Origin of the sequence: Klebsiella sp. P1CD1, assembly GCF_003790505.1 — a bacterium.
GTDB lineage: Bacteria > Pseudomonadota > Gammaproteobacteria > Enterobacterales > Enterobacteriaceae > Klebsiella > Klebsiella variicola.
In genome coordinates, this window is record NZ_CP033631.1 from 628392 (window position 1) to 648118 (window position 19727).

19 protein-coding genes are annotated in these 19727 nt (G+C 55.8%); 5 read left to right on the forward strand and 14 right to left on the reverse strand.

Annotated features, from left to right (window positions below; all coding sequences use genetic code 11):
• Positions 1-8: 8 nt before the first annotated feature.
• From diaA to DTA24_RS03155, 3 genes are read right to left on the reverse strand one after another with little or no spacing between them, the layout of a single operon-like run.
• Positions 9-599, reverse strand: coding sequence for a DnaA initiator-associating protein DiaA (gene diaA / locus DTA24_RS03145; RefSeq protein ID WP_002918211.1), 591 nt, complete (start codon positions 597-599; stop codon positions 9-11).
• Positions 600-624: 25 nt separating this feature from the next.
• Positions 625-1011: a YraN family protein gene (locus DTA24_RS03150; RefSeq protein ID WP_008806614.1), complete on the reverse strand. Its 387-nt coding sequence runs from the start codon at positions 1009-1011 to the stop codon at positions 625-627.
• Complete coding sequence (locus DTA24_RS03155) at positions 969-3077, reverse strand: penicillin-binding protein activator (RefSeq protein ID WP_048964577.1); 2109 nt, start codon at positions 3075-3077, stop codon at positions 969-971. The genes DTA24_RS03150 and DTA24_RS03155 overlap by 43 nt, the downstream gene beginning before the upstream one ends.
• Positions 3078-3140: 63 nt before the next feature.
• On the opposite strand from DTA24_RS03155, the gene rsmI reads away from it, so the two are divergent.
• Positions 3141-4004 (forward strand): 16S rRNA (cytidine(1402)-2'-O)-methyltransferase, encoded by an 864-nt coding sequence (gene rsmI, locus DTA24_RS03160; protein WP_004144878.1) that lies wholly within the window; start codon positions 3141-3143, stop codon positions 4002-4004.
• Positions 4005-4118: 114 nt separating this feature from the next.
• Positions 4119-5021 (forward strand): Fic family protein, encoded by a 903-nt coding sequence (locus DTA24_RS03165; RefSeq protein WP_162550800.1) that lies wholly within the window; start codon positions 4119-4121, stop codon positions 5019-5021.
• A 34-nt stretch (positions 5022-5055) separates the two neighbouring features.
• On the opposite strand, the gene DTA24_RS03170 is transcribed toward DTA24_RS03165, so the two are convergent.
• The 10 genes from DTA24_RS03170 to DTA24_RS03215 form a co-directional block, all read right to left on the reverse strand.
• Complete coding sequence (locus tag DTA24_RS03170; RefSeq protein WP_008806611.1) at positions 5056-5829, reverse strand: DeoR/GlpR family DNA-binding transcription regulator; 774 nt, start codon at positions 5827-5829, stop codon at positions 5056-5058.
• A gap of 110 nt (positions 5830-5939) precedes the next feature.
• Complete coding sequence (gatD, locus tag DTA24_RS03175) at positions 5940-6983, reverse strand: galactitol-1-phosphate 5-dehydrogenase (RefSeq protein ID WP_012967178.1); 1044 nt, start codon at positions 6981-6983, stop codon at positions 5940-5942.
• Between the two features lie 49 nt (positions 6984-7032).
• A complete protein-coding gene (locus DTA24_RS03180) occupies positions 7033-8415 on the reverse strand; it encodes a galactitol-specific PTS transporter subunit IIC (RefSeq protein ID WP_008806609.1) in 1383 nt (460 codons plus the stop codon).
• A 5-nt stretch (positions 8416-8420) separates the two neighbouring features.
• Positions 8421-8705, reverse strand: a complete 285-nt coding sequence (gene gatB / locus DTA24_RS03185) for a PTS galactitol transporter subunit IIB (protein ID WP_002918119.1) — start codon at positions 8703-8705, stop codon at positions 8421-8423.
• A gap of 26 nt (positions 8706-8731) precedes the next feature.
• Positions 8732-9199: a PTS galactitol transporter subunit IIA gene (gene gatA / locus DTA24_RS03190; RefSeq protein ID WP_008806608.1), complete on the reverse strand. Its 468-nt coding sequence runs from the start codon at positions 9197-9199 to the stop codon at positions 8732-8734.
• 14 nt (positions 9200-9213) lie between these two features.
• Positions 9214-10485, reverse strand: a complete 1272-nt coding sequence (gene gatZ, locus DTA24_RS03195; protein WP_022066327.1) for a tagatose-bisphosphate aldolase subunit GatZ — start codon at positions 10483-10485, stop codon at positions 9214-9216.
• A gap of 176 nt (positions 10486-10661) precedes the next feature.
• On the reverse strand, positions 10662-11477 hold the full coding sequence (locus DTA24_RS03200) for an HPr family phosphocarrier protein (RefSeq protein ID WP_123836548.1): 816 nt from the start codon (positions 11475-11477) through the stop codon (positions 10662-10664).
• A gap of 10 nt (positions 11478-11487) precedes the next feature.
• A complete protein-coding gene (locus tag DTA24_RS03205) occupies positions 11488-12900 on the reverse strand; it encodes a PTS fructose transporter subunit IIC (RefSeq protein ID WP_008806605.1) in 1413 nt (470 codons plus the stop codon).
• Between the two features lie 10 nt (positions 12901-12910).
• Positions 12911-13825 carry a 1-phosphofructokinase gene (gene pfkB / locus DTA24_RS03210; protein ID WP_008806604.1) on the reverse strand — a complete coding sequence of 305 codons (915 nt, stop codon included), beginning with the start codon at positions 13823-13825 and terminating at the stop codon, positions 12911-12913.
• Positions 13826-13849: 24 nt separating this feature from the next.
• Positions 13850-14704 (reverse strand): tagatose bisphosphate family class II aldolase, encoded by an 855-nt coding sequence (locus tag DTA24_RS03215; protein WP_012967180.1) that lies wholly within the window; start codon positions 14702-14704, stop codon positions 13850-13852.
• Between the two features lie 348 nt (positions 14705-15052).
• Here DTA24_RS03215 and DTA24_RS03225 point away from each other — a divergent pair, with 348 nt between their 5' ends.
• Both DTA24_RS03225 and DTA24_RS03230 read left to right on the forward strand, forming a co-directional pair.
• Positions 15053-15856, forward strand: coding sequence for a DeoR/GlpR family DNA-binding transcription regulator (locus DTA24_RS03225; RefSeq protein ID WP_164481360.1), 804 nt, complete (start codon positions 15053-15055; stop codon positions 15854-15856).
• On the forward strand, positions 15856-16806 hold the full coding sequence (locus tag DTA24_RS03230) for a sugar kinase (RefSeq protein WP_012967182.1): 951 nt from the start codon (positions 15856-15858) through the stop codon (positions 16804-16806). Before DTA24_RS03225 ends, DTA24_RS03230 begins: the two co-directional genes overlap by 1 nt.
• A gap of 54 nt (positions 16807-16860) precedes the next feature.
• Here DTA24_RS03230 and garD read toward each other — a convergent pair whose 3' ends face one another.
• Positions 16861-18432, reverse strand: a complete 1572-nt coding sequence (gene garD / locus DTA24_RS03235) for a galactarate dehydratase (protein WP_123836550.1) — start codon at positions 18430-18432, stop codon at positions 16861-16863.
• A gap of 523 nt (positions 18433-18955) precedes the next feature.
• Between garD and garL the strand changes: the two genes are divergently transcribed.
• Complete coding sequence (garL, locus tag DTA24_RS03240) at positions 18956-19726, forward strand: 2-dehydro-3-deoxyglucarate aldolase (protein WP_016161867.1); 771 nt, start codon at positions 18956-18958, stop codon at positions 19724-19726.
• The last annotated feature ends 1 nt before the right edge of the window (position 19727 follow it).

Here is a 19727-nt window from a genome sequence, read left to right on the forward strand (position 1 = left end):
TGTTCTCCTTAATCGTCCTGGTGTGGAAAAAGGGTGTTATCTATCAAATCGCACAGACAGTTGACGGTTAGCATATGCATCTCCTGAATACGCGCGCTGCGATGCGAGGGGATGCGGATTTCGACATCCTGCTGACCTAAGAGGCCAGCCAGCTCACCGCCGTCATAGCCGGTTAACGCGACGATAGTCATGTCGCGAGTCACAGCGGCTTCCACCGCTTTGACGATATCCCGGCTGTTACCGCGCGTAGAGATCGCCAGCAGCACATCGCCGGCGTGTCCCAGAGCGCGCACCTGCTTGGCGTAGATCTCGTCATGCAGGCGATCGTTGGCGATGGCGGTTAAGACCACATTATCGGTATTAAGTGCAATGGCGGGTAAACCAGGGCGTTCCGTTTCAAAACGATTAATCATGCTGGCAGCAAAATGCTGTGCGTTGGCGGCGGAGGTGCCATTACCACAACAGAGGATTTTGTTGCCGTTGAGCAGGGACTGCACGAGCGTCATCGCCGCCCGGGAGATGGCGTCCGGGAGTGCTTCCGCTGCGGCAATTTGGGTTTGAATGCTTTCGGTAAAGCAGGCTTTGATTCTGTCGAGCACGGGATCCCTTACTTCTGGTATTACGCTATTCGCCAAAGGCGTTTTTTAGCCATTGGATGTCGTTTCCGGTGAAGGCTACCACATCGAAACGGCAATCCACAGTCTCAAAGCTCCCATTCTGTCGGCAGAGCCACAAACGGGCGGCTTTAAGCAGTCGTTGTTGTTTTTGCGGGGTGACGCTGGCCGCCGCGTCACCGTACCGGGCGCTACGGCGGTAGCGCACCTCGACAAAAACGGTGACGGCGCCGTCGCGCATGATGAGGTCAATTTCGCCGCCACGCTCGCGGGCATTGGCGGCGATAAAACGCAGGCCCTGGCCTTCCAGCCAGCGGCGAGCCTGGTTTTCCCAGGCATCGCCAGTCTGTTTGCTTAGCTGGCCGGAACGATTTTTCCCTGCTGGTACTTGAGCCATGACAGTTTCCTGTTAATCACGCAGTCCTGGGTGGCCGTCAGATCGCCGGTATTGCCGTTCAGCTCGAAGCCCGGCGTTTGGCGCATTTGCGTGAAGTGGTTCGCCAGTGACCAGGCGTCAGCCCCCATGGCATACAGGCGCGCCAGCGAGTAGTCATTACGTACAGCGGACAGCGCCTGCTGCATCAGCGCCGGGTTGCTGCCGGCCAGCATCGGGATCTCACTATACTGCAGCCCTTCCATCTCCAGACGGAAATCCGGCCCTGCGGTGCCCTGGGCGCTGCGCGAGCTGGCGTACAGGGTGACATTGTTTTGACTGCCGTTGCGCATGGCGATCATGGGTTTGATATAGGCAATCTGTTCCGGGGTGGCGAGGATATAGGCGGCGTCCACGCTGCCGCCGCTGCTCACCGGCATCTCATCCGCACTGCCGAGGGAACTGTTCTGGGCCGAAGGCAGGGTGGAGACCGGGGTGCCGGTCAGCGCAATGCCCCCTCCGCCGTTGACGCTGGCGCGCAGCTCGGCCGTGGATCCAAAACGCTGCTGCAGGACGCTGGCGCCGCCCAGCTTCAGCCATTCGTCGGCAAACGCGCTAACCACGCGATCGCCCAGCGCACCGCGCGGAACCAGCAGCAGTGGCGTCTGCTTGCCCTGTTGGTGGATATGTCGGGCCGCGTCACGCGCTTCGTCTTCAGGGGAAAGCGCGAAATAGCAGAGGTTAGCGCGGCTTTCGACTTTCTCCGGCTGGTTGAGGGCCAGCACATTGAGCGGCGTGTTGCTCTTAATCACATCATCCACGTTCTCTTTCAGCAGCGGCCCGACGACTAAAGTGGCGCCATCCTGCTGAGCCTGGGCAAGCAACTGACTGATGGGCTGGCTGGTGGTGTCGTAAATTTTCAGTTCCGCAGAGGGGTTGGCGGCGCTGGCGACTGCGGGCTGAGGCTGTGCGGTCGGGGCGGTGACCGGCTGAGTGACCGGGGAAGCGGTGGTCTGCGGCGTGGCGGACGCTGCCGGCGCCTGGGCTGTAGGTTCCGCGGCAGGCGCCGCCTGGTCTTGTGCCGGGGCTTGCACCGGTTCAGCGCGGCTTCCGGTGGCGGTTAGATCGCTGACTTCTGCCTGCGACGGACTCACTACATCATCATTACCGGAGACATTCGCCGCCTGGGCAACCTGCGCGGGAACCGCGCTACCCGTCACCGACGGCGCACCATTTTTGGCGGCTTCAAAGCCCTGCTGGATAGTGCGGCCGAAGATCGACGCCTGACCGTTCAGCGGCAGAAAAAGCGCAATCTTGTTGGTGGACGCGGGCTTATAGTTTTGCATGTTCACCAGCGCCGTCGGCAGCATTTTGGCGCCCGGATTTTGCGGATAGCGCGTCTGCCAGTCTTTAACGCCTGCTTTCAGCAGCGTCGGATCGTTGCGGTTGTCAAACCACATCCGCTGCAGATCCAGCCAGCCCTGGAGGGTATTTTCATCGGCGTTGATCACCAGCGCATTGGCCTGGTCCTGGGGCATCGAGGTGAGCGCTTGCCACGTCGCATCAATATTTTTCTGACGCTGTTTCGCGTCGCTCAGCAGCGGCTGCTGGGCGATTAAGGCGCGCAGCAGGGTCAGCGATGGTTTGCCCTGGCTGGCATCGATTTGCGCCTGCCAGTAGCGCGCCTGCTGGGGTTGATCCAGGCTTGTCGGGTCGAGCTTTGCCAGCAGAGTACGAGCGCCCTGATAGTCGTTTTGCGCCAGCTTCACTTCCACCGCCAGCAGCGACTGTTCACGGGCCTGGGTGCTGTTCAGGTTCGACGGCAGCTGGTTGTACAGGTCGATGGCCTGCTGCTTCTTCCCTTCCTGCAGCAGTGCACGAATGGCGAGTAATTGCCAGTTGGTCTTGCTATCATTCGTGCTTTGCTGCATCTGCTGTAGGTAGAAACTGGAGTTGGCCTGCGATGTACCCTGCATAAACGCCGTGCTTTGATCCTGCGTGTGGGTGCCGCAGCCAGCAAAAAGAAGCGTCGCCAGCAATACGGGCAGACAGCGCGCGGGCTTAGAACGAAGAAATGTTGACGGTACCATAAGTGTCCAGTGATATTTTTTTGGCTCAATGCTCAATATTAAATCGGCAATACGGACGAGACAATGAAACAACACGAATCAGCGGATAATTCTCAGGGGCAGCTCTATATTGTGCCCACTCCGATAGGGAATCTGTCTGATATCACGCAGCGCGCACTGGAAGTGTTGCAAGCTGTTGATTTAATTGCTGCGGAAGATACCCGCCACACCGGTTTGCTGCTGCAACATTTTGCGATTAACGCCCGCTTATTTGCGCTTCACGACCATAACGAGCAGCAAAAGGCGGAAACACTTCTCGCTAAACTGAAAGAAGGGCAAAACATCGCGCTGGTCTCCGATGCCGGCACGCCGCTGATTAACGACCCTGGCTATCATCTGGTGCGCACCTGCCGAGAAGCGAATATTCGCGTGGTGCCGCTGCCGGGTCCCTGTGCGGCCATCGCCGCCCTGAGCGCCGCCGGTCTGCCTTCCGACCGTTTCTGCTATGAAGGCTTCCTGCCGGCGAAATCGAAAGGCCGCCGCGATACCCTGAAGGCGCTGGAAGAAGAACCGCGCACTCTCATCTTCTATGAGTCAACGCACCGTCTGGTGGAGAGTCTGGAAGATATCTGCGCGGTACTGGGAGAATCCCGCTACGTGGTGCTGGCCCGCGAGCTGACCAAAACCTGGGAGTCTATCCACGGCGCGCCGATTGGCGAGCTGGTGGCGTGGGTGAAGGAAGACGAAAACCGCCGCAAAGGCGAGATGGTGTTGATTGTCGAAGGCTTTAAGGCCCAGGAAGAGGCGCTGCCGGCAGCCGCGCTGCGTACCCTGGCGCTGCTGCAAGCGGAGCTGCCGCTGAAGAAAGCCGCCGCGCTGGCCGCGGAGATCCACGGCGTGAAGAAAAATGCGTTGTATAAGTACGCCCTGGAGCAGCAGGGGGAGTAAGCGATGAGCCGTTACCAACCGCCGTTTAGCATCACACCCACGGTCCTCAACCTTGTCGTTGAGATTGGGGAATTGCTTGGGCATTGGTCGGCGAAACGTGGACAAACATCGCCGTTGCTGCGTAAAGAAAACCGCATTCGTACTATTCAGGCGTCACTCGCGATTGAACATAATAGCCTGAGCATGGAACAGGTAACGGCGCTGCTGGAAGGCAAACGGGTTCTCGCGCCGGCTAAGGATATTCAGGAAGTGAGAAATGCCATTCGTGCTTATGAATTAATGCCCGGATGGCATGCGGCAAATATTAGGGATCTTCTGACGGCGCATAAAACGCTGATGACAGGGCTGGTTGATCGTCCTGGCGCTTTACGTGGCGGAAACGTCGGCATTTATCGCGGTACGCAGGTGGTACATATGGCTCCACCTGCTGCTCAAGTCCCAAGATTGATCGCTGATTTACTCAGCTGGCTGGAACACACCGAGCTTCATCCTTTGATTGCCAGTTCAGTTTTCCACTATGAGTTTGAGTTCATTCACCCTTTCGCTGATGGCAATGGTCGGATGGGGCGTTTATGGCAGACGTTGATTCTAAGCCAGTGGCGTCAGGAATTGGCCTGGCTGCCCGTTGAAACGCTGATCCACCATCAGCAAGAACGTTATTACGACATTTTAGGTGTTTGTGACAAAACCAGTGATTGCACGCTATTCGTGACCTGGATGTTGCAAAATATCCTGGCGGCGCTGAAAGAAGGTCTGGAGACTTCATTCGTCGTGTCGGAAGAAATGTCGGAAGAAATGTCGGAAGAAATGTCGGAAGAAATCGACGTTAAAGTAGTTCCACCGGAAAACGCAATTTTGCGTTTGCTAACCGGAAACCCGGAATTGACGGCGAGAGCGCTGGCGGAGATCTTGGGGATATCAGCACGTACGGTTGAGCGCCATCTGCAAGGGCTACAGGCGAAAGGGAGATTGATTCGCATAGGCGCTAAAAAAGGTGGAAGCTGGCTGGTTAAGTAGAACCAGCAGCCATGGTGTTCCACTCAGCGTGCAATCACACTATCTTCAGTTCCACCTTCTTGCTGCTTAACGCTGCGCGGTCATTTTCACTGATACCGTCATCGGTGATTACGCAGTCTATCTTTTCCATCGGCAGTACCTGGTTAAAGCCCCGGCGATTGAATTTGCTGGCGTCGAGCACGGCGATCACCTGATGCGCGGCGGCGGCCATCACGCTGCTGATGGAGTAACCTTCGTTAAAGGTGGTGATACCGTTGGTGGCGTCGATACCGTCGGCGCCGACAAACATCAAATCGGCGCAGATTCCCTGCAGAGAACGTTCGGCAATCGTCCCGTGCATGGAGTGCGTTTTATGCCGCACGGTGCCGCCGCAAACCACCAGGGTGATATCTTTATTTTCCGCCAGGGTAAACGCGGCGGGCAGGCTGTTGGTGATGACGGTGATATTGGTCATCCGCACCAGTGCCTCGGCAATCAGCAGGGTGGTGCTGCCGCTATCGAGGATCACCGTCATACCTTCACGGATCATGGCTACCGCGGCCTGGGCGATGCGCTTTTTGGGATCGCTGGCAAGCTGATAACGGTCTTCCAGCACCACTTCCTGATTCTCTGCGTCGGTCAGGTCGCTGCCCGCGCGGGCGGCGCCGCCGTGAAAGCGGGTTAACAGCCCTTTTTCTTCCAGTAAGCGAAGATCGGCACGGATCGTTACCTCAGAGATGCCAAAGAGATTCGAAAGGTCTAGAACCAATACGCTGCCCTGCGTATTCACCATATCGACAATTTTGTTCCTTCGTTCAAATGAGTTCATCTTGATTTGCCTGATAATTAACTCATCTCAGTGTAATCGAAGGATAACGAAAGTTGAACGATAATTTTCGAAAGGTTACATGAGCCAGCCCTCAGGGCTGGCTCATGCAGTCAGGAGAGTTTGAGCAGGATTTTACCCTGCATCGGTGCGCCGTTTAGCGCCTGAACTTCACGCGCAAAGCTCTCCGCGTCACCGCGGTGGGCTATTAGCGGTGCCAGCTGCAGGCGTTTTTCTGTCAGCAGGCGGGTGGCCGTTTGCCACTCTTCTCCTGGCCACGGACCAGAGTAATTCATCCAGCTACCGACAATATTCAACTCTTTACGCAGGATCTGCCCGAAGGTGGCGGCCGGGAGGGTTAAATCGTGATGAAGCGTGCCGACCAGCGCCAACTGCGCCCGCGGACCGGCGGCCTCAATCGCCAGCGTGACGGTCTGCGGCGTGCCGGCGGTCTCAAGGACTAACTGGTCGAACTGAATGGCTTCCAGCGCCTGCTGAATCGCCTGGCCGCTCATTTCGCGGCTGTTGAACACTCGGGTTGCGCCAAGGGCTTTGGCCAGCTCCAGTTTCTGAGGATTGATATCGATCGCCGTGACGCTGTTGGCGCCCAGTTCGCGGGCGCACTGTAATGCCAGCAGGCCAATGGTGCCCGCACCGATAATAATCACGTTTTTACCTTCGCAACCCTGCGCCAGGTGGAAGGCGTGGAGGCCAACGGTTATCGGCTCGATAAACGCGCCGTCATCAATCGGCATCTGATCCGGCAGGCGGAACAGGTTGGCGCGCTTCACCACCACATATTCGGCGTTGCCACCTTCGCTGCGTGAGCCGACAAACTGATATTGTTTACATAAAGAGAAATACTCGCGCTGGCACTGCGGACACTGAAAGCAGGGCAGCAGTGGCACGCAGGCGACGGCATCGCCGGGCTGCAGATCAGTTACCGCCGCGCCGTAGGATTCCACATAGCCGCTGAATTCGTGCCCCAGCGTAATAGGGTAGTAATGCGCGCCTTTGGCGAAAATGCGCGGGATGTCGGAGCCGCATAATCCGGAACTGACCACTTTGACCAGGACATCGTTTTCCGTTTGCAGCGTAGGGATAGGGCGTTCTTCAACGCAGACGTTCCCCTCAGCATGGATTACCACTGATTTCATAACATTCTCCAGCTATAAGATTCAGGGGAGCGACCGCTCCCCTTTTAGATCAAGACATGCCTGTACTTTGTTGTGGGGCAGCGCTTTTTTCTGCTTTTTCCACCGCGATGAAGCGACGGGCACGACGCCAGGTCAGCAGAACGCCAGTCAGATAGATAATGCCGATGACCGCGAAGCCCACCACGTTCTGCCAGGTAAAGAGCTGGATCAGCAGCCAGGTAATCGGTGAACCGCCCTGGTCCATTGAGGCCACCATACCGCCGGCTTTCAGGGCCCCGGCGTTTGCCGCCAGCTGGGTGTGCAGGCCTATGGTCTGGGTGGCGATCCATAGGGTGATACCCATAATGATGACCCCGGAAATCAATGTGCGGAACAGGTTCCCTTGATGTACCGCGACTGCCATCGCCACGAAGAAGCCGATGGTGGCCAGGTCGCCAAACGGCAGGACCTGGTTGCCAGGAACCACGACGGCGATAAGAATGGTCAGCGGGATGAAGATCAGGCTGGCGGAGACCACCGAGGTATGACCGAGCAGCAGCGCCGGGTCGAGACCAATCAGAAATTCCTGGCCGCCGAATTTGGCCTGCAGACGTTTACGCGCCTGTTTGGCTATCGGTGTGAGGCCATCCATAATCGGTTTGATCACCCGTGGCATCAGCAGCATCACCGCTGCGGTTTTCACCGCAAGCTGGAGAATGCTCTTCAGGTCGTAACCCGCCAGCGCGCCAATCACAAGGCCCATGACGAAGCCAACGGTAACCGGTTCACCGAAGGGACCGAAGCGTTTCTGGATATCATCGGCGCTAAAGTGAATACGGTTAAGACCGGGGATCTTGTCGATGATGGTATCGACAAGCACGGCAACCGGCCCTAAATACGCCGAACTGCCATGCGGGATCGCAATACCCTCGAGGCCAAAGAAATCGCGGGTATCTTTGGCAAACCAGTCGCCCAGCTTATACACAAAGGCGGCATGCACTACCACGCCGAGAATACCTATCCAGTACGATCCGGTAGCGATATGCAGCATCGCGCCGGTAAAGGTCATATGCCAGATGTTCCAGATATCGACATTCACTACGCGGGTCATACGGGTAACCAGCATCACGATATTAACCACGATGGCCACCGGGATCGCCACCAGGGCGATTTGCGACGCCCAGGTCATCGGTGATGAACCCGGCCAACCGATATCGATCACGTGAAGATTAATCTGGAAATGCTCCGCCATCGCCTTTGCCGCCGGGCCGATGGAGTCGAGCATCAGGCCAATGACCAGGCCGATACCGACGAAACCGATCCCGATATGCAGACCAGATTTGAAACAATCCCCGAGCTTCATCCCCAGTAACTTGGAGAAAATAATGATCACGATCGGCAGCATCACCGTCGGACCGAGATCGAGGATATAACGCATGATTTCGCTAAACATGGCGTTTACTCCGCGAGGATGCCGAGGATTTTCTGTTGTAAGGCTTCAATGCCGACGCCCGAAACGAATGGCATGCCGTGTACCACCGGAATGTCGCCAAAGGTCCGCTCCACGCGCGCGGTGGTGCAGATCAGGTCCGCCCCGTCCATGTAGGTTTCGATTTCATTGACCCGGCACTGCACCAAATCCAGTTCAATATTGTGGTCTGCACACAGCTCTTTAATCTCTTCAGCCGCCATCGTGGAGGTGGCGACGGCACCGCCGCAGGCGACGATAACTTTACGTTTCATAGGGTACCCCTTTTATTATCAGTATCTTATGAAGCCACGGCGTTAAGCTCAGGCTCAAGGATAAATTGCTGGAACCGCACCGGCAGCTGATCGTCGGAAGCGGCGAGCAGTGCCTCCAGCGTGTGCGGATTTTGTAGCTCACTAAATAACCGGCGCAGTAGCTTCAGCTGTGCCGCCGGGTTTTCAACAATCAGCGCGATGATGAGCGAAACGTCGATTTCGCCGTCGTCATCAGCGCGCTGAAAAGGAACCGGCGCATCCGGACGAATCAGGTAAATGGCCGGCGATTTGGCGTGGACGGCTTCACAGTGCGGGATAGCGACAGCATGCTGCTCCAGGGCGATGCCGGTGGGAAAAGTCGCTTCGCGTTCGAGCAGGGCGGCGGGATAGCTGTCGTGTACGACGCCTCGCGCCAGCATCTCTGCGCCAATGTGTTCCAGCGCCTGCTGGCTGGAACTGAAATGAATGCCGGTACGAACAAACAGTTGACTCATATATCCTCTTAACTTCAGGCGATTTCAGAAGAACAGCCGTAGCGGTAGGCACGCAGAACATCCTGGATTTTGTCGAGGATCAGCGCGTGCGGCTCGGCGTTCAGTGCATTCAGCGACAGTCGTTCAAACTGCACCGGCATATACTGGCTGATAAGCCCCAGCGGCAGCTTAGCGTCGGTCAGATTAGCGATAAGTTTCTCAACGCTCTGGCGAATACGCGGATGCGGCCAGTAATAACGGATACGGTCGGAAAGACTGAAGTGGATATCGACCATCGCCTGGCTCCAGGTGGGGCGATAGTATTTTTTCCAGTAGCCGGGTTCGTTAAGCATCACTTCGTCGATCACCTCCATCACGCGACTGCGAGACTCCGGGGCGATCAGCTCATTTTCCATTTGGGCGAGGGCAAAGATGGCTTCACGCAGGGCAAAGGTGAGCGCCGGGCCGACTTTCAGGATGGCGAAGTGGTCGCGAACCAGCGCGCGATAAGCCTGGCGAGTTTGGTAGTCGGTGGAGTGCGCTTCGTAGACCATCGGGGTACTTTCGATCCAGGCGGAAAGCGCTTTCGCTTCCTGCGGCTGGTAATGAATGATTTGCGTATGGTCGAACTCCACCCCAGGCTGCACGACGATAGCGATAACTCGCTCCAGCGCAGCCTCGAGTCCCAGCTTACGGAAAGCAGCCTCATGGGTTTCGAGTGTCGCCGCGGCATCCTGCGCCCGGGTGACATGTACGCTGCCGATGGTGCAGGCCTCGCCGCCGGGCACCGGAACTTCGGTCCCGATGACGTAGGTCAGGTGGCGCTTTTGCTCAGCGCTGGCGGTCTCTTCGGCAGCCTGACACAGGCGAGCGGCGCGCTCAGCAACCACACCAGGATCCAAAGGCACCGGATCGTCAGCACAGGACATTGACGCATCGAGATGGATTTTGCTAAAGCCGGCCGCGACGTAGGCCTTGATGAGGTCGACAGATTTTTCCATCGCCACGGCGGCCGGTTCGTCTTGCCAACAGTTCGGGCCCAGATGATCGCCGCCAAGAATAATACGTTCAGCCGGGAAACCGACGGTACGGGCAATGTTGTAGACGAAGTCACGGAAATCGGCCGGCTGCATGCCGGTGTAGCCGCCAAACTGATTCACCTGGTTGGATGTCGCTTCGATCAGCACCTTGTTGTTAGTCGACAGATCGAAACGTAACGCCGCTTCGATAACCAGCGGATGCGCTGAACAAACTGAACAGATGCCGATGTGTTCGCCGGACTTATGGCGAGAGATAATGTCTTTCATTTACAACCTCCGTTTTCTTTCGAATATATTCGTTATGTTTTGTTTTGGTCGCAAATGGCTTTGTTTTGAATTGTGATCTGCATCGATAAATAGTCGTGTAACGCAGTGAAAGGTATCGTCTTTCAAGACAAAAACGCCCTGGCCAGAAAGACAGGGCGTTTTTAATTTGTTGAAAATTAACTAAATAGTTGGGAAAGCCAGCTACGTTTCGTTTTGACGGCTTCCTGAGTGGCCTGCTGCGGCTGGGCGGCGATTTCGCCGAGACCGGCGTTAAAAGCGTCGCCAATGGCTTTTAACGCCTGCTGCGCATCGTTGCCGCTGGCCATAAAGTGCAGACGATGACCCTGTTTGGCGCCCAGTGATACGACGCGCATCAGATTTTTGGCATCAACAATGGCGGAGCGCGTATCAAGGTTTTCGACCTGGATTTGCGATCGCCACTGCTTGACGGCTTTCACCAGCACCGCACTGGGGCGGGCATGAAGACCGTGCGGATTGCGCAGGGTAAAGGTGGCCTCTTCGTCAAAGTGCGGCGCGGGTTGTGGTTCTTCGCCTGCTGGCAGAGGGATATCACCAGCGAGAATTTCCAGCACCGCCTGGGGGGTATCGGCGCGCGTAAGCGCGTCAGGCACCCGATCATCGCCCAGGGCATGGGTGAGTTGGCGCAAAATATCGAGATGCTCGTTGTCCTGAGCCGCGATACCGACAATCAGATAGGCGGTTTGCTCCTCACCCCAGTCAACCCCCTGCGGACAAGCCAGCACCTTAACACCCGTTTTGAGCACTGCGTCGCGACTGTGCGGCGTGCCGTGGGGAATAGCGATGCCGTTGCCCAGATAGGTGCTGATTTGCCCCTCGCGCTCGCGCATGCCTTGTAGATAGGCTGCTTGCGTATGTCCGGCCTCAGTCAGGGCTGCAACGACACGTTGTAGCGCCTCGTCTTTCGTTTTGACCTGACGATCGAAACCAATATCGGCAGAAGTCAGTTGCATAGCTTGCTCCTTATTTCATGGCGCCAGCAAGGGCTGTCGCTTTGTCAGTGCGTTTCTGCCATAGCCGCCAGCATCCCAGCATAAGTGCCCCGCAGGCGGAACCGGCGAGAATGCACAGCACCCACATCAACGGTTTACTGACCAGCGGCAGGATTAAGAAGCCGCCGTGCGGTGCTGGAACCTGAATATGCAGGCTGTAGCTGAGTACCGCAGAAATTGATGAGGCGATCATCATCATCGGGATCACCCGCAGCGGATCCTTGGCGGCAAAGGGAATCGCACCTTCGGTAATGTGTGTGCAGCCGAGGATATAGTTGACCATCCCGGCGGCGCGTTCCTCCTCGCTAAAGCCTTTCGGAAAGAACGTGGTCGCCAGAGCGATGACCAGCGGCGGCGTGATGCAGGCGGCAGACACACCGGCCATAAAGAAATAGTTACCTTGCCCCAGCAGTAGCGTACCGGTGACATAGGCCGCTTTGTTGACCGGCCCGCCGAAGTCGAAGGAGCACATTGCGCCGACCACGATCCCCAGCAGGATGGGGTTGGCTTCCTGCAGAGAGCTGAGCCAGTTCATCATGCCATTGTTGATCGCTGCCACTGGCTGGCCGAGCAGGACCATCATCACGCCAATCACCAGGACGCCGATCAGCGGCATAATGAAGATCGACTTCAGCCCTTCGTACTGGCGCGGCAGACCGTCGAGCAGATGACGGATCAGCAGCATAAAATACCCGGCGGCAAAACCGGCGATGATCCCACCGAGGAACCCGGCGCCGGTGGCGTTCGCCAGCAGGCCGCCGACAAAACCGGCGACCATGCCCGGGCGGCCAGATATCGACCAGGCAATGTAGGCGGTAAACACCGGCACCATGATCGAGAACGCCTGCTGACCGACTTTCATCAGGGTGGCGGCAACCACGTTATACTGCGGTGAATTCGGATCGGCGGAGTAGATGCCCCACAGGAAAGAAACGGCGATTAAGATCCCGCCGGCGACAACGAACGGCAGCATGTTGGAAACACCGCTCATCAGATGTTTGTAAATCTGTCGGCCGAACGATTCTCGCTCATATTTCTCGGCGAGATCCGTCGTCGCGGAGTGTCCCTGGCGACGCTGCGCCTGACCGTTAACAACTTTATTAATTAATTCCGCCGGATGGTGAATGGCTTCTTTAACTGGCACCTCAATAACCGGTAAGCCATTAAAACGTTCGGCATTAACATCTTTATCGGCAGCGATAATCACACCATAAATATCCGTCAGGTCTTCCGGCGTAATGGCATTTTCTACGCCGGAAGCGCCATTGGTTTCGACTTTTATTTCAACGTTTAATTTTTTCGCTGCGGTTTTTAAGGCCTCTTCAGCCATAAATGTATGAGCAATACCTGTAGGGCAGCCGGTAACGGCAATAATTTTTTTCATAATCGGACCTTTATAATTGGACGATCTGAAGTTGTTGTAATAATTCTTGCGTACGGTTTAATTTGCCAAGCCCGGCGGAGGCGGCAACATCGGCGCCGGTGGCGCTGGCCAGCGCCAGCGCCTGAGGAATATCGCCTGCGTTAAGCCATCGGCTGAGGAACGCGCCCAGCGCGGCATCGCCGGCGCAGGCCGAGCTGACCAGTTCGATTTTCGGTGCCGAGCAGAACCACAGTTGCTCGCCGTTCGAAAAATAGAGCCCTTGTGCGCCAAGGGTCAGCAGAACATTGCGAGCCCCAAGCTGGTGGAGCGTTTGCATTGCTTCGCGTACCCGCTGGGGGCTGCTGACATCCAGACCAAAGATCTCGTTCAGCTCGTCGTCATTGGGTTTAATCAATAGCGGATGCCACTCCAAAAGCTGGCGCAGCACCGGGTGGCTGATATCTAAGATGACTTCACACCCTTTTTGCTGACACAGCACCAGAATCTCGCTATAGAACCGGCTCTCTATTCCCGGTGGCAGACTGCCGCTGATAACTAAATAATCACCAGGCGTGACGCACTGTAAATGATGAAGAATTTGTTCTTTCCCTTCATCGTTAATCCGCGCGCCGGGATTTACCAGTTTATATTCATCTCTGCCGTCGTTAATAAAGATATTAATACGGGTGGGTTCAGCGACCCATGCCGGCGTGACGTTAATATGTTGTTTGCGTAGTTCCTCAACGATATAGCGGCCGGTAAAACCGCCGAATATGCCCATAACATGGGTTGGCTGCTGGTAATGATGTAATACCAGCGAGACGTTAACCCCTTTACCATTCGGGCAATATTCCGTCTGCCGGGTGCGGTTGACTGCCGCCGGCTGGAGCGGATCGCAAAAGATATTCATATCAATCGCGGTGTTCAGTGTCAGGGTGTGGATCACGACAAGGCTCCTTCGATCCGCTGATTACAGTTGTCCTTCGCAGCCACAGACGTGAATGACTTTGCGAACGACCTCTTTCATTGCCGCTTTCGCCGGTTTCATATAGTGACGAGGATCGTTGGCGCCCGGATTTTCCAGGAAGTAGGCTTTCAGTGCATCCGAGAAGGCGATTTTAAGTTCGGTGGCGACGTTGACTTTGCATACGCCCAGAGAAATGGCGTGGCGAATATCACTATCCGGCAGGCCGGAAGCGCCGTGCAGAACCAGTGGAACATCAACGCAGTCGCGAATAGCCGCCAGGCGCTCAAAATCAAGCTTCGGTTCGGCGGTGTAAAGACCGTGAGCGGTACCGATGGCGACGGCCAGCGAATCAATACCGGTACGAGCGACAAATTCACGGGCCTGTTCGGGGTTGGTATAGAGCGCATCTTTAGCATCGACCACCAGATCGTCTTCGATTCCGCCCAGACGGCCCAGCTCGGCTTCTACGCTGGCATCATAGCGGTGGCTCAACTCCACCACGCTTTTTACCAGTGCCACATTTTCCTCGAACGGTGAGTGAGAGCCATCGATCATGACCGAGCGGATCCCTGCCTGGACTTTGCGCGTGATATCAGCCAGATCCTCGTGATGATCGAGGTGCAGGGCGAGCGGGAGATCCCACTTTTTCGCCAGATCGCGGGCGATCGCCACCACGTTGCCGGTGCCGGCATAGCTGTAGGTACCGGGCGTGCCGGCAAGGATCAAGGGAGAGCGTAATTCAGCCGCCGTTTCAACGACGACCTGCATGGTTTCGAGGTTATGGATATTGAAAGCCGGCACGGCATAACCCTGTCGTTGAGCTTTTAACAGCATGTTTTTACTGGAAATGATGTACATTTTAGTCCTCTTTTCAATTTGTAAGTTATTTACATTAAATAACCTTCAATTTGAAAGTAATGTAACGATCGTCTCGACTTTTAGGTGTGATCCACCGCACACAATGATGAATTGATTTTTAAAATGAAAGTTAATAATATTTTTAATATTTCTTTTTTAAAGTTTTAGCAGGGAAGCGCTTTCTTTGTAACTATATGATTAATATTAATTAATTTATTTATGGCAAGATGGAAGTTCAGCCGCGGTTTGACATTACGATAGGGAAATTTAAAAATGAAAGTTATTCCAGGAGAAAATAATAAGGCATAAACCGTGGCAAAACCGTCAACCAGCCTGCTGAAAAGGCGCTTGGACATCGCAGAGATCGTTCGTAAGAACGGCGAGATCAAAGTCGACGATCTGGCCGAAATGCTGGCTGTTTCCGGAGTGACAATCCGTAACGATCTCAACTACCTCGAGCAGCAGGGCTACTTAAAACGCTCCTTCGGCGGGGCGATTTATACCGCCCAGGCTGGCGCGCCGGTTGCGGTGATGCGGGAAGCACCAGCCGTCAGGGATAAAGCGCTGGAGACGGAAATGGCTCGCCAGGTGGCGGCGCAGATAGAAGATGGCGAAACGCTATTTTTAGGCCAAGGTTCCATTTTGCGTAAAGTGATCCCCTTTCTGGCCAACAGAGAAGAACTTTGCCTGCTGTTAAACGATCTGGGCCATGTCGCGCTGGCGCAGGAGTTTTTAAATGGGGAAACCGTTCTGCTTGGTGGGGTGCTGTCCGGGCAGGGGCGGATTGTGGAGGGCGATCTGGCGCTGAAAGCGTTAGGTCATTACCGGCCATCACATGCGCTGATTGCGGTGGATCATATTGCCGAAGACGGTACGCTGAGCGTGCGTAACGAGGCCACAGCACATCTACTGAATGAGGCTGTGGCGCAGAGCGAAAGAGCTATCGCGATTGTTGCGTCCAGACCGGTCTACGGTGAGAAACGTTATGCTGTCGGTGAATTGCAACAGATCAGCAGCGTGGTGACCCCGCAGGTCGTCGCGGCAGAGTACCATGCCTGCTTCCTCGCTGCGGGTTTGACCAACAGCTATACCAACAATGAATGCCTGACATGGCTCAACACGGCTTTGCATAAGACAAACCAGGAGCGGTGATGAACGTAACCATTTGCACCATCGGCGAACTGCTGGTGGAGTTTCTCGCCAAGGAAGAGAATCAGGGTTTTTCCCGCCCCGGTGAATTTTGGGGGCCCTATCCCAGCGGGGCGCCGGCAATCTTTGCCGATCAGGTGGCAAAGCTGGGTTTTGGCTCTGTGTTGTTTAGCTGCGTGGGCAACGACGCATTTGGCGAGATGAATATTGCGCGTCTGGAGAAAGATGGCGTTAACGTCAACGGTATCGCCATGCTGCAGAAAGCGACCACCGGTAGCGCCTTCGTCAGCTATCGTAGCCAGGCGCAGCGCGATTTTATTTTTAATATGCCTAACAGCGCCTGCGGTTTGCTGACTGCCGACCACATTGATGAGGCGCTGCTAAATCAGTGTCAGCATTTTCATATTATGGGATCGTCGCTGTTCTCGTTCCGTATTATCGATGCGATGCGTAAAGCGATTGAAAACATTAAAGGCCGCAACGGTACGGTGTCGTTCGACCCAAACATTCGCAAAGAGATGCTGAACATTCCCGAGATGTCGCAGGCGTTTGAATACATTCTCGATTACACCGATATTTTCCTGCCGAGCGACGGTGAGCTGGATTATTTTGGCCTCAATCCGGAGCGCAATGAGCAGATCCTGGTTGATAAGCTATTGAAACGCGGCGTGAAGCATGTGGTGATTAAACGTGGGCCGCGTGGCGCCAGCTACTTTAGCGCCAACGAGACACACCATGTCGCCGGCTTCAACGTGCCGGTGGTGGATCCGACTGGTGCCGGGGATTGCTTTGGCGCCACCTTTGTCAGCCTGTTCCTCAATGGCGCCACGCCGCAGGAGGCGCTGAGATGGGCAAACGCCAGCGGCTCGTTGGCGATTAGCCAACGCGGCCCCATGGAAGGCACCTCGACGCAGGCGCAGATCCGCGCTTTCCTTGCCGCACAGCATCCGTAACCAACAAGCCCGGATAAATCCGGGCTAAAAGTAGTTAAATTCTCACGCTCTCGATCAGGTCACCGGCGCCGGGTTAAACACCGCCAGCTGGTTGTGCAGGCCCCATTGATCGGAGAAGGTTTTCTTGCGTCCGCTGGCGACGTCGAGAATAAATTCGAACAGCTTCCGCCCGACATCCTCAATCGTCTCTTCGCCAGTGGCGATGGTCCCGGCGTTAATGTCCATTAAGTCATACCAGCGGTTGGCCAGCTCGGTACGGGTCGCCATTTTTATTACGGGTACCGCCATCAGGCCATACGGCGTGCCGCGACCGGTGGTGAACACCTGCACGGTAATGCCAGAGGCGACCTGCTGGGTGCCGCAGACAAAATCGCTGGCGGGGGTAGCGGCATAAATCAGGCCGCGTTTGGTCGGACGCTGGCCTGGAGAGAGCACCTCGACGATGGCGCTTTTCCCTGATTTAGCAATAGAACCCAATGCTTTTTCCACCACGTTGGCCAGGCCGCCTTTTTTGTTGCCGGGGGAGGGGTTGGCGCTGCGGTCGGTTTTGCCCATGTCGAGATAGTTATCGTACCAGGCCATCTCTTCCAGCAGGCGTTTGCCGACCTCTTCGTTAATCGCCCGCGGGGTTAACAGATGGATGGCGTCGCGGACTTCGGTCACTTCCGAGAACATCACCGTCGCGCCGCAGCGCACCAGCAGGTCGGATGCATAACCCACCGCCGGGTTGGCGGTCACACCGGAGAAGGCGTCGCTGCCGCCGCACTGCATGCCGACCACCAGCTCTGAAGCCGGACAGGTTTCCCGCTGGCGCTGGTTCAGTTTCGCCAGGTGGCGCTCGGCCACCTGCAGAATGTCATCGACCATCGATTTAAAACCAACATGCTTTTCATCCTGCAGGCTGACGATGCTGGCGCTGTCCACCGGGATACTTTTGACGTCTTCCGTGCCCTGCAGCAGGCGTTCCGGCTGCAGCTTTTCACAGCCGAGGCCAATGACCATCACCTCACCGCCGAAATTCGGGTTGAGGGCGATATTGTGGATAGTGCGAATTGGCACTACCGCCGCCGGCGCATTAATCGCCACGCCGCAACCGTAGAGGTGGTTCAGGCCTGCCACGCCGTCGACGTTGGGGTATTTCGGCAGCAGGTCGCGTTCAATGATTTTCACCACATAATCAACCACGCCCGCCACACAGTGCACGCTGGTGGTGATGCCCAGCAGGTTCTTGGTGCCCACGCTGCCATCGGCATTGCGGTACCCTTCAAAGGTATAGCCTTCCAGCGGCGGTAGGGGTTCAGGCACTTTGGTCGCCAGCGGCAGGGTGTTCAACGGCGGGGCGGTGGGCAGTTCCACCAGCGATTCGTCAATCCAGCTTCCCTGTGGGATGTCGCGCACGGCGAAGCCAATCACTTCTCCGTAGCGGATGATTTCACCGCGGGCAGGGATATCCACCAGGGCTACTTTATGACCCTGTGGGATGTGTTCGACGAGCGTCAGGCCGTCCGGGAAACGTGTTCCGGCGGTCAATCCCCGATCGTTGACAATAATCGCCACGTTATCTGCCGGGTCAACTTTAATATAAAACGCGGTTGGCGATTGTTGTCGAATTGCAATGTCAGCCATTGTCCAGTCATCTCCAAAAAGGTGCTAAAAAAAGAATGAAATGGTCATTCTGGTGCTGTAGAAAAGAATAATGAAATAAAGAATGTCAGGAGTAATGGCTTTAAAATGTGATCTGTATCACCCCTCTTTGCGACGAAGCTCACGCACCGACAGGCAATCATGAGAACTGTGGATTAGCGCCCATGACTTGTGGCATTTGCCTAACTAAAGCGTCAGATAAGACATTTATATTGTGATTATGCATGGTGTCTGGCGATGGCAGGCTGATTATACTGTGTCATGTTTTTGAGGTAGCCGATAGGCAATAAGAGAGCGTTGATATCGTCTATTTAACAAATAAAGAACCCGATTAAAAAAATAATAAAAGGTGTTCTGTGTTTGATGAATATCTTCATGATCCTGGATGGGATGAGAAACAAGGAATACCAACTCGCTATTTTATTCTGCTGATTATATTTATGGTTCGCGAGATTAAACGCCTGGAATTGCAGAAGTAAGCAACGATTAACGCAAGGTAAACATCATGGATAACGCAATTTTCCCGAACAAATTTAAGGCCGCGCTGGCGGCTCATCAGGTGCAGATTGGCTGCTGGTGCGCGCTGGCTAACCCGATCAGCACTGAGGTGCTGGGTCTGGCCGGTTTCGACTGGCTGGTGCTGGATGCGGAACACGCGCCGAACGACGTGACCACGCTTATCCCACAGCTGATGGCGCTGAAGGGCAGCTCCAGCGCGCAGGTAGTCCGTGTGCCGACCAATGAGCCGATCATCATCAAGCGCATGCTGGACATCGGCTTCTATAACTTCCTGGTGCCGTTTGTCGAGACGGCTGAACAGGCGGCGCAGGCGGTGTCTTCGACCCGTTATCCGCCGGAAGGGATCCGCGGGGTTTCCGTTTCCCACCGCGGCAATATGTTTGGCACCGTGGCGGACTACTTCGCCCAGTCCAACAAGAACATTTCCATTCTGGTGCAGATTGAGAGCCAGACCGGGGTGGACAACGTCGAGGCGATTGCCGCGACCGACGGCGTCGACGGCCTGTTCGTCGGCCCGAGCGACCTGGCCGCGGCCTTAGGTCATCTGGGCAATGCCGCCCATCCTGAGGTACAGCGCGCCATCCAGCATATCTTCGCCAGCGCGAAGAAACACGGTAAGCCAAGTGGCATTCTGGCGCCGGTGGAAGCCGATGCGCGCCGCTATCTGGAATGGGGCGCGACCTTCGTCGCCGTCGGCAGCGATCTGGGCGTCTTCCGCTCAGCAACGCAGAAACTTGCTGATGCGTTTAAAAAATAAT